The 13,976-nt window shown below is 51.1% G+C and carries 12 protein-coding genes and 1 pseudogene; 8 read left to right on the forward strand and 5 right to left on the reverse strand.

Annotated features, from left to right (window positions below; genetic code table 11):
• Positions 1-27: 27 nt before the first annotated feature.
• The 4 genes from PGRAT_RS07505 to PGRAT_RS07520 all read left to right on the forward strand — a co-directional run bounded on the left by PGRAT_RS07505 (position 28) and on the right by PGRAT_RS07520 (position 5,694).
• Positions 28-1,167: a DUF2264 domain-containing protein gene (locus PGRAT_RS07505; RefSeq protein WP_156124054.1), complete on the forward strand. Its 1,140-nt coding sequence runs from the start codon at positions 28-30 to the stop codon at positions 1,165-1,167.
• Between the two features lie 31 nt (positions 1,168-1,198).
• On the forward strand, positions 1,199-3,013 hold the full coding sequence (locus tag PGRAT_RS07510; protein WP_025703827.1) for a heparinase II/III family protein: 1,815 nt from the start codon (positions 1,199-1,201) through the stop codon (positions 3,011-3,013).
• A gap of 21 nt (positions 3,014-3,034) precedes the next feature.
• A complete protein-coding gene (locus tag PGRAT_RS07515; protein WP_025703828.1) occupies positions 3,035-4,171 on the forward strand; it encodes a glycoside hydrolase family protein in 1,137 nt (378 codons plus the stop codon).
• A gap of 170 nt (positions 4,172-4,341) precedes the next feature.
• Complete coding sequence (locus tag PGRAT_RS07520; RefSeq protein WP_025703829.1) at positions 4,342-5,694, forward strand: sodium-dependent transporter; 1,353 nt, start codon at positions 4,342-4,344, stop codon at positions 5,692-5,694.
• 113 nt (positions 5,695-5,807) lie between these two features.
• Here PGRAT_RS07520 and PGRAT_RS07525 read toward each other — a convergent pair whose 3' ends face one another.
• Complete coding sequence (locus PGRAT_RS07525) at positions 5,808-6,575, reverse strand: SDR family NAD(P)-dependent oxidoreductase (protein ID WP_025703830.1); 768 nt, start codon at positions 6,573-6,575, stop codon at positions 5,808-5,810.
• A gap of 128 nt (positions 6,576-6,703) precedes the next feature.
• On the opposite strand from PGRAT_RS07525, the gene PGRAT_RS07530 reads away from it, so the two are divergent.
• The 4 genes and pseudogenes from PGRAT_RS07530 to PGRAT_RS32220 all read left to right on the forward strand — a co-directional run bounded on the left by PGRAT_RS07530 (position 6,704) and on the right by PGRAT_RS32220 (position 9,665).
• The gene (locus tag PGRAT_RS07530; protein ID WP_025703831.1) at positions 6,704-8,275 is read left to right on the forward strand and encodes a PucR family transcriptional regulator; all 1,572 of its coding nucleotides are present in this window, start codon (positions 6,704-6,706) and stop codon (positions 8,273-8,275) included.
• 128 nt (positions 8,276-8,403) lie between these two features.
• On the forward strand, positions 8,404-9,105 hold the full coding sequence (sigK, locus tag PGRAT_RS07535; RefSeq protein WP_025703832.1) for an RNA polymerase sporulation sigma factor SigK: 702 nt from the start codon (positions 8,404-8,406) through the stop codon (positions 9,103-9,105).
• A gap of 261 nt (positions 9,106-9,366) precedes the next feature.
• Positions 9,367-9,507, forward strand: a pseudogene (locus tag PGRAT_RS34265) (transcription antiterminator LicT); the annotation flags it as partial.
• Between the two features lie 8 nt (positions 9,508-9,515).
• Entirely contained in the window at positions 9,516-9,665 is a 150-nt protein-coding gene (locus PGRAT_RS32220) for a helix-turn-helix domain-containing protein (protein WP_081758589.1), read from the forward strand.
• A gap of 94 nt (positions 9,666-9,759) precedes the next feature.
• Here PGRAT_RS32220 and PGRAT_RS07545 read toward each other — a convergent pair whose 3' ends face one another.
• From PGRAT_RS07545 to PGRAT_RS07560, 4 genes are all read right to left on the reverse strand, one after another.
• Positions 9,760-10,476 carry an ABC transporter permease gene (locus PGRAT_RS07545; protein ID WP_025703834.1) on the reverse strand — a complete coding sequence of 239 codons (717 nt, stop codon included), beginning with the start codon at positions 10,474-10,476 and terminating at the stop codon, positions 9,760-9,762.
• Positions 10,476-11,426, reverse strand: coding sequence for an ABC transporter ATP-binding protein (locus PGRAT_RS07550; protein WP_025703835.1), 951 nt, complete (start codon positions 11,424-11,426; stop codon positions 10,476-10,478). The genes PGRAT_RS07545 and PGRAT_RS07550 overlap by 1 nt, the downstream gene beginning before the upstream one ends.
• A 116-nt stretch (positions 11,427-11,542) precedes the next feature.
• Positions 11,543-12,703, reverse strand: a complete 1,161-nt coding sequence (locus PGRAT_RS07555; protein ID WP_025703836.1) for an alpha/beta hydrolase — start codon at positions 12,701-12,703, stop codon at positions 11,543-11,545.
• 216 nt (positions 12,704-12,919) lie between these two features.
• A complete protein-coding gene (locus PGRAT_RS07560; protein WP_025703837.1) occupies positions 12,920-13,975 on the reverse strand; it encodes a sensor histidine kinase in 1,056 nt (351 codons plus the stop codon).
• Position 13,976: the final 1 nt, after the last annotated feature.

Below are 13,976 nucleotides of genomic sequence, written 5' to 3' on the forward strand. Positions count from 1 at the left end.
AAGAGTGAAGCCATGGAGGATTTGAAGATGAACGGTAAGGAACAGCGTAAATATTGGCTGGATACGATGCTGCTGATCGGTGCTCCGGTGCTGGAAGCATTGAAGCGGAGGACACTTACGAAAACGCTGCCGGTGGAATTCCATAGCGGCCGGGGCGGGTTCGCGCCGCTTGAAGCTTTTGCCCGGCTGGCCTGCGGGATGGCGCCCTGGCTGGAGCTGGAAGGCCTTGAGGGTGAAGAAGAAAAGCTTAGAGGTTATTACGCTAAGCTGATGCTGGAAGCGCTTGATGCGGCTACGGACCCGGAATCTGCGGATGTTATGGATTTTGAGGCGGAGGGCCAGCCGCTGGTCGATGCGGCTTTTCTGGCGCATGCGCTGGTGCGCGCACCAAAGCGCCTGGCCTCTCAGCTGAATGAACGCGTCAGGGGCAACGTGATTGCGGCATTAAAAAAGACCCGGCGGACGGCCCCCAGCGGCAGCAACTGGCTGCTGTTCAGCGCAATGGTGGAAGCAGCTCTATACATTCTCGGCGATCCGGAATACGACCGGATGCGGGTAGGTTATGCAGTCCATATGTTCATGGACTGGTATAAAGGCGACGGAGTATACGGGGACGGCAAAGATTTTCGCTGGGATTATTACAACAGCTTTGTTATTCAGCCGATGCTCGTGGATGTGATTACCCTTTTTGAGCAGGATTCGGCGCATTATCCCCAATTGAAGCCTCTGGTTATGCAGCGGGCCCGGCGGTATGCCACTGTGCTTGAGCGGATGATCGCACCGGACGGGACTTATCCGTTCCTTGGACGTTCCATCGTGTACCGCTTCGGGGCGTTTCAGCTGCTCGCGCAGGCGGCGCTTCAGCATTTCCTTGAAGAATCCCTGCAGCCTGCACAGGTTCGCTGTGCCCTGACGGCTGTGATCAAGCGGATTATGGAGTTCCCGGGCAACCTGGATGAGAACGGCTGGCTGCGCCCGGGTGTATACGGCTATCAGCCGGAGCTGGCAGAGAGCTATATCAATACAGGCAGCTTGTACTTGTGCGCAACCGTATTTCTTCCGCTGGGGCTGCTGCCTGAAGATTCATTCTGGAGCGGGGAGAATCAGAATTGGACTTCACGGCAAATTGCTGCAGGTGAGAATGTTATACGCGATCATGCTTTGTAATTCTTAAGCTACTAAGAAGGGGAGAGCAGATATGAATCAACAGGAATTGCTTGATATCCTCCGGGAGGCTGGTCCGCTGCAGGCGAGCCACTATTATCCGCAGGGGGATCAGGATACTTTCTGGAAGCGGGCAGCAGAGTCCGGCGAATGGAAGGAGAGTATCTCTGAAATCCGGGCGGAGGGTCTGCGGCTGGAAGCTCTGGACATCCCGGAGCTGGCGTATTCCCTGTTCACGGCCTTTGCGCGTACAGGCTCCAGGCTGGAGTATGAACGGGTCTACTTCGAACGGAGAAGAAGGCTGAATACGTATGCTCTGCTTGTTCTGCTGGAGCCGGAGAATCCGGGATATCTGAGGGGGCTGGAGGATATCCTGTGGTCTATCTGCGGGGAGTACACCTGGTGTCTTCCTGCCCATTTGCCTCCGGATTTTGCGGTCACGGAGATCGGACGGTTTATTGATCTGTTTTCGGCTGAGACCGGTTTTACCTTAAGCGAAATATCGTTACTTCTGGGCGGGCGGCTGCCGCCGCTGCTGCGTTCCCGGATCTCGGCTGAAGTGGAACGCAGAATATTCCGGCCTTTTCTGGAAGACGGCCCTTATCACTGGGAGACCGTCACACATAACTGGTCTGCTGTCTGTGCAGGATCGATCGGGGCAGCGGCTATGCTGGCCCTGGATGACCCGGCTCAGCTGAGCCGGATTCTGCACAAGACGGAACGCAGCATGCACTTCTATCTGGAGGGCTTCGGGGAGGATGGAGCGTGTGCGGAGGGGCTTGGCTACTGGAATTACGGATTCGGATATTTCACGTATTACAGCGATCTTCTGCGGGCCAGAAGCGGAGGGAAGCTGGACTGGTTCCAATGTGACAAGGTCCGCAGCATCGCCGCGTTCCAGCAGAAATGCTTCATCGGCGGCAGCCTTGTAGCGAATTTCTCTGATTCGACGCCCCGGGTCCGCGTACATATGGGCCTGTCCCATTATCTGGCGGATAAATATTCCGGTGTCGAATTTCCTCCGGCGCAGCTTCGTGCCCCTTATACAGAGGATCATTGCAGCCGCTGGGCTCCGGTACTGCGCAATCTAATCTGGACAAGGCAGGCCAGGGTTGCGCAGGAGTGGGCTGCCGCCAGCTTTTATCTTCCTGATGTTGCCTGGATCGTTGCCCGGCACGGTTCTCCCGGGAAGGTCTTTGGCTTCGCCGCCAAGGGCGGGCATAACGATGAACCGCATAATCATAATGATCTGGGCCATTTCATTCTGGCCGGCGGCGGGGAAATCTACGCCGCGGACCTTGGAAGCGGAGAGTACACGGCGGATTATTTCGGCAAAGGCCGTTACCAGTATGACTGCAACGGTTCCCAGGGTCATTCGGTGCCGATTATCAGCGGCCGGTACCAGAGTGCTGGGCCGGAGTATGCCGCTGCAGTGCTGTATGCCGCCGCTGGGACGGACAGGGACGAGCTAAAGCTGGAGTTGTCTAAGGCTTATGAAACGGAAGGCCTGAAGTCACTGGTCCGTACTCTGGTATGGCACAAGGAGGAACTCCCCCGTTTGGAGCTGTGTGACGAGTACCTGTATGAGGGGGCGCCGGAGAGCTGGACCGAGCGGTTCGTAACCTGGCGGCAGCCGGAACTCCTCCGGCCCGGCATCGTTCTGCTGCCGGGAAGTGATGGCGGCAGAGTAGAAGTACATTATGATGATAAGCTGGTGGAACCCGAATTTACGCTGCGTGAGTACCGTGATCATTACGGCCGGGAGACGGTCTGGCATACGCTGGATTTTCATGTGCTGCGGCCCGGCTCTGAGGGCAGATTTGTATTCACATTTCAGTTCCTATCATAGAGGAATGGCGGTGGCTGAATTATGAAACAAGTGGAAAATACGGCTTGGGTAGAAGAAGCCTGGAGTAAGGCACTGGAGAAAACAGTTATAAACAGCCAAAGAATCGGCGCTGAATTCCCTCATGCGGGTCAGAGCGGCAAATATGTGCTGGAAGCCCCGGATTGGTGGACCGCCGGATTTTGGCCGGGGATGCTGTGGCAGTTCTACGGTGAATGCGGTGACGAGAGCCTGAGAGCGATTGCCGAGCGCTGTGAGAAAAGGCTTGACGAGGTGCTGGACGGCTACGTCAAGCTGGATCATGATCTTGGCTTTATGTGGATTCTCACCAGTGTGGCGAACTTCAAGCTGACCGGAAACGGAATGTCCCGTATCCGGGCATTAAAAGCGGCTAATTACTTGTCTGCCCGCTTCAACCTGAAAGGCCGCTATATCCGGGCCTGGAATCCTTGGCGGGAAGGGGAGAACAACAGTGGTGTTGCAATTATTGACTGCTGCATGAATACCAGCCTGTTGTTCTGGGCTTCCGCAGAGACCGGCGATCCGCGCTACCGTCATATCGCCGAGGCGCATATGGATACCGTGCTGGAGCATTTCATCCGGGCGGACGGTTCGGTATACCATATCGTCAACTTCAATCCGGAGACGGGTGAGGTGAAGGAGAAGCTCGGGGGGCAGGGCTACGGTCCTGAATCTGCCTGGTCGCGCGGCACAGCCTGGGCTGTTTACGGCCTGACGCTGGCGTACAGCCATTCGGGCAAACAGGAGTATCTGCATGCTGCCCAGCGGGTTGCGCATTTCTTTTTGACCCGGCTTCCGGAGGATCATGTTCCCCATTGGGACTTCCGGGCGTCAGGGGAAACCGGTGAAATCCGCGATACCTCTGCCGGCTCCTGCGCAGCGAGCGGCCTGCTGCTGCTGGCCCGCCTGGTAGACCATTCGGAGTCACATGTGTACCGTAGCGGTGCGCTGAAGATCATGGAGTCCCTCTACCGGAATTACGGAACCTGGAACCAGCCGGACGAGGAAGGGCTGCTGCTTCACGGAACAAGCAACTATCCGGAGAACCGCAACGTTGGCGTTCCCCTTATCTACGGCGATTTTTTTTATGTCGAGGCACTGGCCCGGCTTAAAGAAGCCGGCCCGTTCTACTGGGAATAGGAGCATTTCCCGTTGATTTCCGGGTTCGATATAACTAAAGATCCGAACGAAACTGAGACAGCGCCGAAGGCAATCTTTTAGCACCCTGGTGAGAGTTAATAAATTTTTCATATGACTCTCAGTGTTACTTAAGCTATAATGAGGTCTAAAAAAGAAAACGGGGCGTTAGAATGAATCAGTTTAAAGGTGAAAAAAGCCTGCTTTCGGAGAAAAAGGAGCGTTTTTCTTCCAGCGGCTTTATTTTTGCGGCCATTGGCAGCTCAGTGGGTCTGGGGAATATGTGGAAGTTCCCTTATATTACAGGAGAAAATGGGGGAGCGGCTTTTTTCCTGCTCTTCATCGTCTGTCTGGTGCTGATCGGCTTGCCGGTATTGCTGGCTGAACTGGCCATCGGACGCAGCGGACGCGGAAGCGCGGCGACGTCGTTCATACGGGCCGGAGGCGGGAAAGGCTGGAAGGCAGCCGGAATTCTGCAAGTGGTGGCTCCGTTTCTGATCCTTTCCTTTTATATAATTGTTGCAGGCTGGACGCTGAACTACGCGGTGATCGCCTTCAATGGACAGCTGTTCAGCACAAGTGATTACGCGGGTCAATTTGGCTCCTTTGTCTCAGGGTATATGCCGATTGTCTGGCAGGGCGCAGCTATGCTGATTACGGCAGGGGTAGTCATCCTTGGGGTTTCTGGCGGGATTGAGAAATTTAATAAAGTATTGATTCCCGGCCTGGTTGTTCTCCTTATTGTGTTGATGATCCGCGCGGTAACACTGCCGGGTGCAGGCGAAGGGGTATCCTTTTTCCTCAAACCTGACTTCTCGGTGCTGACGGCCGAATCCGCACTGGTCGCCTTGGGACATGCCTTCTTCTCACTGTCGCTCGGGATGGGGATTCTGCTGACTTACGGTTCTTATGTGGACAAAAGACAGTCGCTGGGCAGCGCTGCACTAGCGATTGGCGCCGGAGATTTGGTATACGCGTTTATCGCCGGTCTGATTATTTTTCCGACGACATTCTCGTTTGGCATTGCCCCCGATCAAGGGCCTTCACTGATTTTTATCGCGCTGCCGGCAGCTTTCTCGGCCATGCCTTTCGGTTCGTTCTTCGGCGGCCTGTTCTTCATTCTGCTGGCGATTGCTGCTTTGACCTCGGCCGTATCCCTGCTTGAAGTACCTGTATCCTTCGCTATGGAGCGCTGGAACTGGAGCCGCCAGCGTGCCGTCTGGATCTTGTCTCTCATCTGTTTCCTGCTCGGCATTCCTTCAGCGATGTCGCTCGGAATGTTCCCGGAGCTTACATTCGGCGGAAAAGCCCTGTTTGACTGGATGGATTTCATCACCTCCAACATTATGCTGCCGCTGGGCGGCCTGCTGATTACCATCTTTGCCGGATATTTCTGGAAGGGGGCAGCGGAAGCAGCCGGGCTGCAGGCGCGCTGGTTCCGCGTCTGGCTGTTCATGCTCCGGTATGTCGCCCCGGTTCTGGTGTTCCTGGTGCTGCTGCATACCTCGGGAATTTTGACCTTTTAATGTAACATTGCATTTTCAGTAAGGCGAATGAATGTATTATATACAGAGCCCACTCTCCCTTAATTGCGGAGAGTGGTTTTTTTGTATCTTAACTGGCGGATGCTCGTCTCCGATCAAACCGAAGTCCAGCCCCCGTCCACGTACAGTGTCTGGCCAGTCGTGTAGCTGGAAGCGTCTGAGGCAAAATAGATGGCTGCACCGTTCAATTCCTCCGGATTGCCGGGCCGGCCGAGGGGGCACTGCGCATTGTACAGCTGGAGAAAACTGTCCTGATACAGGGCGCGTTCCGTCATTTCCGTACGGAACAGGCTGGGACCAATGGCATTAACCGTTATGCCATACGGAGCCAGGGAAGCCCCCATGCCCCGGGTCATACTCAAAACCGCGCCTTTGGAGGCATTATAGGCATGAAGCGGAAATGACTTGCTGCCGATCATGCCGCAGATGGAGGCCATATTGATAATCCGGCCATATTTTCTGTCCTTCATGGGCTTAATGACATGCTTGGACATAAGAAATATGCTTTTTAGGTTGGTGTCGATCACCCGGTCCCATTCATGTTCTTCCAGCTCCTCCACCGAACCGGCGGAGGCGACCCCGGCATTGTTCACCAGAATATCGATTTTGCCCCAATGCTGTACAATCGCTTGGACCGCAGCCTCAATCTCATCCTCCCGGATCACATCGCATCCCAGTGACAGGGTCTGGCGGCCTGCGGCTTCTATTTCCCTGGCCGGTTCTGCCAGCTTGTCCGGTCTTAGATCCAGAAGGGCCACATCCGCGCCCTGTGCGGCGAACGCCTTAGCCAATTCTGCGCCAATCCCGCCAGCAGCGCCGGTTACAACGGCCACTCTGCCGCTTAAATCAAACAGATTATTCATGATTAACCTCCTTCTTCATCGTCAGCTTCAATGTAACATAGACCTTTTAATGATCATATATATGGAAAATATAAAAATAATTGGAATCGTTGTGCAGCTCGCACTATAATTAATAAAGGGTGAGAGTGATGAGTATTAGCTTTGAGCAATTGAGCAGGCATTTTGGCAAGCAAGCGGTGCATGTTCATCGGAACAGGAGATTAGAGAATGAGGTTTACAGTGATGCTGTACTGATTACGAAGAGTCTAACGTCCTTTGCGCCTGAATTTATCTATGTGGGCAAGAGATCCATGCTGCCGGGGAATGCCGCTAATATGGAGAATGCCAGCCTGGTGCTGATCAATGATGCAGAGCTTCCAGTACAGGAGGATGTGGAGACCTGCCCGAATATCATTGAGTTTACAGCGGGAGAAGATGTCTTCGAAATCTACAATCAGACCAGGGAGCTCTTTCTGGAACAAGCGGAAACGGAGCAGGCAAAGGCCAAGCTGCTCAAAGCTTTTGCGGCCGGAAAAGGGATGGAGCATATCGTATCGGTGGCGGCGGATATATTGGGGAATCCGGTAATCGTCATTGATTTAAGCTATAAAGTGCTGGCCTGTTCGGACAGTGAGGTAACCGATCCGGTCTGGAGAGATAATCTGCAGAAGGGCTACTGCTCTTATGATTTTATAGCCACCGTCAAAAAGATGAAAAGCGTGCAAAACGGTGTAAAGTCTGAGGAGCCGTATGAAGTATTCTGCAGTGGCAGTGCTGCCGCGAAGGTGGTGGCCAAGATTAAAATCGGGGACAAGCCTGTCGGCAATCTTATTTTGCTGGGCACTGAACGGCCTATCCATCGGAGGGACCATAATCTAGCCGCTTTTGCCGGTGAGATGGTAGCGGCGGAGCTGCAGAAGAACAGCTTTTACCGGAATTCCACGCATGCCGTGTATGAAGAGTTGATCTACGATCTGCTGGAGAATCACTTGAGCGGCAAAGAACTTGTCCAAGAGAGACTCCGGAGCGGTAATATCAGGCTGAACGGCAGGCTGTCGGTGCTGGTGTTGGACATAACGCGGTATAATGCTTGCGGCAAATATAACGGGTATTTACGGGACCGGATCAGTTCGCTTTTTTCTGCGGAACGTCAGATCTTTTATAATGAGCATATTGTCAGTGTCAGGGAAAGGGAGCTTAGGGCAGCAAGAATGGAATTTGGTCCCGATATGCACGAATTCCTGACCTCGAATCAGATTCGCCTGGGAATCAGCAGTGAATTCAGCGATATTGCGGATTGCCGCAAATATTATCTGCAGGCGGTCAAAGCGCTGGAGATCGGCCTGATCGCCCTGCCAGCCGACCCGGTGGTCTTATACTCCGATGTGCAGCTGTATGACATGTTGTCTGCCTATACACAGAATGATTACCGGGATGTATGCCATCCGGCGCTGCTCACTTTGCGGGATTATGACGGGAAGCACCATGCTGACCTGTACCATACCCTTTTTATCTATCTGAAGAACAACCGGCAGCTGCAAAAAACCGCAGTCGAGCTGTTCATCCACCGCAACACCCTGCGGTACCGTCTTCAGCAGATCAGTGAATTGATCCATGTTGATTTAGACAATATTGATAACGTTCTTAAATTATATATGTCTTATAAAATGACCGCCTACCTTGATAGATTGAGGGAAGCAGGAGAATGCCCAAGCGGATAGATGATAAAGAAATAAGTCCTCTGTACATGCACTTCTAGGCGTTTACCCACATACAATAAAAGGACCATGAACCCGTAGTTCGAACTACAGATCGGTTTCATTGTACATGTGCGGGAGGTGTCGCCAAGTTGCCAGGAATAATAAGCACGATAGCGCTGCTGATCAAAGAACTGACACTGCTGGTATCCTACGTAAGGAACAATGCTTTTCCCCAGCCGCTCTCTGAACAGGATGAAAGCAAATACTTAGGGAGGATGGCGGAGGGAGACGCCAAAGCACGGAATTTACTGATCGAACACAATCTGCGCTTAGTAGCCCACATAGTCAAAAAATTCGACAACACCGGCGAAGACATGGAAGATCTGATCTCCATCGGCACCATCGGCCTGATCAAAGCCATCGAGAGCTACCGCCCGAACAAGGGGACGAAGCTCGCCACTTTTGCTGCCCGTTGTATCGAGAATGAAATCCTCATGCATTTGAGATCGCTTAAAAAGACCAAAAAGGACGTATCCCTGCATGATCCAATCGGGACGGACAAGGAAGGCAACGAGATCACACTGATCGATATTCTTGGCTCGGACGCAGATGATATTGTTAAAGAAGTGGATCTGAAGATTGAGAAGAGCAAGATTTACCGCAATCTCGACATCCTGGATGACCGGGAGAAGGAAGTGGTGGTCGGGCGCTTCGGCCTGGATACCGGCGGGGAAGAGCGGACGCAGCGGGAGATTGCGAAGGAGCTGGGGATTTCGCGGAGCTACGTGTCGCGGATCGAGAAGAGGGCGCTCATGAAGCTGTATCATGAGTTTTATAAGGTGAAGCGGTGAGAGTATTGAGTCTGTCTTTTGACAGACTCTTTTTAGAGCTACCGCCCCAACAAGGGGACGAAGCTTGCGACTTTTGCCGCCCGCTGTATCGAGAATGAGATATTTCTGCACCTTCGCTCACTGCATGTTACTATGTTTTTGGGATTGTTACTGGAAAGGCGAGACCCAAAGTGTGCAGTCATGCGCATTTTGGAACTTGCCTTTTTTATTTTTCATAGAAGGGTGATTATCAGAAAGATCTTCAATAACAATGCACCGGTAGATGTGCCACCTGAGAATGTATCTTTATGCCATGATATGATCGAATACGCTAAGAACAAACTCGAGTCAGGACTCAGCGAGTACATCTATATCACATTAACAGACCATATGAACAATGTGTTCCGGCTGTATGATGAGGGGATCCCCGGCTGGAAAAAGCAAAAGATTTGCTTGCTTCTACCCATGAGACTGCGGCCAAAATCAGTGAATCGGTAGGGATATACAGCATCAGTTACTTCTCCACCTTGTTCAAGAAAAAGTATGGGCTGACCCCTCTGCCTTCTGCGAACAGGCGGTGATGAAAGGTACTAGGAGTGATGAAAAGTGATTGCTTCTACCTCTGTTAAGCTAAGAAAAAAACACCTGCTCTTCAGCAGGTGCTGCTTTCCCTGTTTATGGATGCTCGGCATATCTCCACCAGGCAAAGGTTCCGGCTATTCCGATTATCCCCGTATACGCAAGAATGACTATACTGCTCAGCTGTAGAGAACCGGTGCTTTGAAATACCGACGGGATGGTCCATGGGAAATAGGGGGCAAATCCAAAAGAGGCCAACACATTGGAAAGAATGACGATGATCAGGATGAGCCCCAGGGGTGCCAGGTAGCCCTTGGTCACATTAGCCAAAAGAATGCTTGGTGCGGTCACAAAAATGTACAATAGCGAGGTGATAAGGAACTTAAAGAACAAACTCCAAATGAAAGCAGCGGACCCGCCTTCAACGCCCAGGATTGCTCCTACGGCAAAACCTACGGCAAACATATAGATGGAAAGTAACAGGCACCATGCTAAAATGACAAGGAATTTGGACAATACAATTTTCGCTCTGGACACGGGCTTTGCCAGCAAATCTTTAATGGTTCTATCCGAGAACTCCCGTCCGAATACCCATGCCGCGATAAAGGTGTACCCGATAAGTCCCAGCGGGGCAAGCGTATCAAGCAATCCGGTTAAATACTGTTCCCAGTGGATACCGCCGGCGTTACTGGATAAAACATTTCCGACGCCCATCATGATGGGCCCGAAGCCTAAAACAAGAAACACTATCCAAAACACATTGGAGCGGATAATCTTGCGAAGCTCACAATGTAAAACAGATAAAATATTCATTATTTAATCCCCCTGGTGATCCCGATGGTGCGGAGAAAATAGCCTTCCAAATCCTCCGTAATCATCCGGAGCGATGTTGGCGGCTGATTGCATTGAACGAGCAGTTCGGCCAGCCGTTCAGGATGATCTGCCGCGTGCTCATCGGTTAGTTTGATATAGCCGTCCAAGGTATCCTCAAATGCATAGCCATGCTCTTCAAGCACCTTCTTTAAGGCAGGCTTATTCCGGCCATTCACCACTAAGCTTTTCTGTAAGGATTGCTCCAGCTTGTCCATTGCGACTTCTTGAACAAGCTGGCCGCTGTGAATAATCCCAATGCGTGTGGACACCTTCGAGAGCTCCTCTAACAGATGGCTGGATATAAAAACAGTTACGCCGAAATTTTTCGCCAGATTATATAACATATTCCGTATCTCCGCCACGCCTGCGGGATCAAGGCCATTGATCGGCTCATCCAATATTAGAATTTCCGGATTGTGAATCATCGCTTTCGCAAGTCCCAGGCGCTGTTTGTTTCCTAATGAGAGATGTTTTGCTTTTTTCTTTTTGTGCGGCTCCAGTCCCAGCTTATAGATCACCTGATGTACGGCATCTTTGTCCGGCACCCCCTGCATGCGTCTTGCGATGTCAAGATTCTCCGTTACAGTCAGATCTGGATAAAAAGTAGCCTCCTCCAAATATCCGACCTTGCTCCATAATTTATAATTTCCGGCATCGACCTTTTCACCTAACATATAGAGCTTACCGGAGGTTGGCCTCAGCATCGCCAGAAGCATCTTGATGGTCGTTGTCTTCCCGGCGCCATTCAGTCCCAGGAATCCAAAGATCTCTCCTCGGTTCACCTCCAGCGAAAGATGATTTAATACGGTATAGTCGCCAAACCTTTTATGCACTCCGTCAATTTGTATAGCAGGCGTGCTGCCGATTTTTTTCTTTGATAAAATTTGCATAACCTTTAACTCCTCCATAAAGAGAGAGCTTATACAGGAATCTAAGGACAACATTCCTGAACAAGCTCCATCGAAAATGTTTCAATAAATCTACTGCTTGATGATGTTATGACAATCTAAGATTGGCGGGGCGCGGCTGGCCCAAGCCCAATGGAGCAGAGCCAATTCAGTGCTACCTCATGCAGCACGTTGATGTTATCTACCTGACAGTGTTCTAATCCGCCAAGCCGTCTATCCTCTATCGCATAGAATGTCTTGTTAGGCGAACCGGCCTGCTCGTAATTCTTCAAGGCTTGTGTCAGCGGATTGGGCTGAACCAATATCTCTTCCGCTCCATGCATGACAAGCAGCGGACATTCGATCTGGTGAAGTACACCCTCAAGATCATAGGCAAAACGCGGATTCCCCGCAAAATCCTCCAGGCTTTCTGCCCCGAGAATTCTCATGCCGTGTGCGGCCAGACTTGGCGGCATCCATGAAAGCATGGCTTTCCAGTCGAAGGCATGCGTACCGCCGTCGGAGATGACGGCAGCAATCCGGTGATCGAACGAAGCAAACCGCAGGGAATCGTAAGCCGCAAAGCTCTCCCCGTGCACGATAATCTTATCCGGATCGACTTCCGGCCGGGTTAGAAGGAAGTCGATGGCCCGGGAATGAAAGGCCTCGCTGTCCGCCCGTCTCCCCTTCCCCTTTTCGTACATCGAGAGGCCGGTGCCGGGCTGGTCATAGACCAAAAAGTTATATCCACACGAAATGAAGGCAGGACCCAGCCAGAAATAGTTTTCAATGGACCACTCGTCACCACCGTTAAGTGCAAATACGGTCGGCTTTGGACCTTCTATCCAGGAAGGGGAGAAGAAGTATCCATCCAGCTTGACATCCTCGTAATCGACCTCAATCTTCTCCGGACGGACCTCGAAGTATGTTCCGGCAGCCTCGAAAAGTTCATTCACCTTATTAAAGATACGAATTTTCTCATTGTCATCATCCATCACTGCATACTCTGCGATTCTGTAGTAATTGCAGGCACGAATGTAGCAGTTCCGTGCGGTATACCAGTTTCCGGCCGTTTCTGCCTCCTTGCCGTGTCTTTCCAGTGCCTGAGCGGTGATGAGCCATTCCCTGTGCCACGTAGCCTTGTCATCGGGGTCGATTTTTTTGCAGGCCTCATAGATTTCAGTGACGTCTGTAGCACCAAGGCTTGCCATACCCAAAGCTTTGGTAACCTGGTATGACATCATGTAGTTATTAGGCCAGCGGCTGAACTCAATTGACATTCCGACTTCCTCCTTGTTAAGTTACAGTAATTGTAGTTTTCTGCTACAACTTATTTTCACATCCAAAGATGAAGCTTCTTTAAAAGAAAAATAAATATGTATAAAGAGAATATAAAAAACTATAAACTGCTAAAAAACAAAAAAAGGCTGTAACCTGGGTTCACACCCGGCTGCAGCCTGGAGCTTTGTTGTTGAAGAAGAAGTGCAAGTATATAATCAGCGGTGTACCGCCAGGGGAAGGCTGAATCTAATTCCCAAACCGCCATATTCGGAAGGGTAGGCAACAATTTCTCCCCCGTGATGTTCAATAATAGATTTACAGCTTGCCAGCCCCAGTCCCAGTCCGCCCTTTTGGATCTGCCGCGATTGATCCACCGTGAAAAATTTAAGGAACAGGGAAGAAAGTTCCTTATCCGGCACGCCAATTCCATTATCCTCAATCTGGAAATAGGCATAATGCTCCCGCAGGTATCCGGTCATATACACCTTCAGCTTATTCTTCCCTCCATATCTTACAGCATTGCTAAAGAGGTTACCGAACACCCGGCGGATCATCGGTTCATTGACCATTAGCTGTATACTGTCCGTGAATGAATGGCGGCAGGTCAGTTCGATGTCAAGTCCAGCCAGCTCGTACTCATATTCAAAAGCAATTTCTTCGAATAATTCTGTTGCCTTTACAGGTTTGGGCACCATGGATTCGAGCTCCAGTTTTTCTTTGGTGAAGCTGGAGAAATCATTGATGAGTTCAACCATATATGCTGATTTCCGTTGAATCAATTCATAATATTCCTGCTTTTCAGTTTCGGGTAAGTCCTTGTGTGTAGCCAGCAGTTCAGTGAAACCGTTAATAGAGGTAAGGGGTGTTTTCAAATCGTGGGCGATGGCTGCAATCATATCGGTCTGTTCTCTGTGGGCGAGTTGAAGCCTATGCTCCATCTTATTGAAGTGCTTATAAAGCTCTCCGATCTCGTCATTACGCTTCAAAGCCAGCGGAGGCAGGGGATGGACCACATTCACTTCCCCCAGCCGGGTATTCAGACGCCGAATGGGCTTCTCTATGCGAAAATGAATATAGATGATCAGAATAAAAAATATGCAACCAGCAATGGCGAATATGGGCAACAGCAATGCTATATATCGTGAGTCCAGCAAGGTGGTGCGTATAGGGGAATATACTGCAAAGACAAACTTCAAGTACATTCCAATGGAAAACATAAGAACTAGAAGCATCAGCAGGAATAAGAGAGGGAGTTTTATTTTCAGTTTCATC

It is taken from the genome of Paenibacillus graminis (assembly GCF_000758705.1).
GTDB lineage: Bacteria > Bacillota > Bacilli > Paenibacillales > Paenibacillaceae > Paenibacillus_AQ > Paenibacillus_AQ graminis.

Bases quoted from the DNA above. Each gene is read 5' to 3' on its own strand.
- PGRAT_RS07545 (WP_025703834.1), bottom strand. From the start codon at position 10,476: ATGAATATTTTATCTGTTTTACATTGTGAGCTTCGCAAGATTATCCGC.
- PGRAT_RS07550 (WP_025703835.1), bottom strand. From the start codon at position 11,426: ATGCAAATTTTATCAAAGAAAAAAATCGGCAGCACGCCTGCTATACAA.
- PGRAT_RS07525 (WP_025703830.1), bottom strand. From the start codon at position 6,575: ATGAATAATCTGTTTGATTTAAGCGGCAGAGTGGCCGTTGTAACCGGC.
- PGRAT_RS07520 (WP_025703829.1), top strand. From the start codon at position 4,342: ATGAATCAGTTTAAAGGTGAAAAAAGCCTGCTTTCGGAGAAAAAGGAG.
- PGRAT_RS07505 (WP_156124054.1), top strand. From the start codon at position 28: ATGAACGGTAAGGAACAGCGTAAATATTGGCTGGATACGATGCTGCTG.
- PGRAT_RS07560 (WP_025703837.1), bottom strand. From the start codon at position 13,975: ATGAAACTGAAAATAAAACTCCCTCTCTTATTCCTGCTGATGCTTCTA.
- PGRAT_RS07515 (WP_025703828.1), top strand. From the start codon at position 3,035: ATGAAACAAGTGGAAAATACGGCTTGGGTAGAAGAAGCCTGGAGTAAG.
- PGRAT_RS07555 (WP_025703836.1), bottom strand. From the start codon at position 12,703: ATGTCAATTGAGTTCAGCCGCTGGCCTAATAACTACATGATGTCATAC.
- PGRAT_RS07530 (WP_025703831.1), top strand. From the start codon at position 6,704: ATGAGTATTAGCTTTGAGCAATTGAGCAGGCATTTTGGCAAGCAAGCG.
- PGRAT_RS07510 (WP_025703827.1), top strand. From the start codon at position 1,199: ATGAATCAACAGGAATTGCTTGATATCCTCCGGGAGGCTGGTCCGCTG.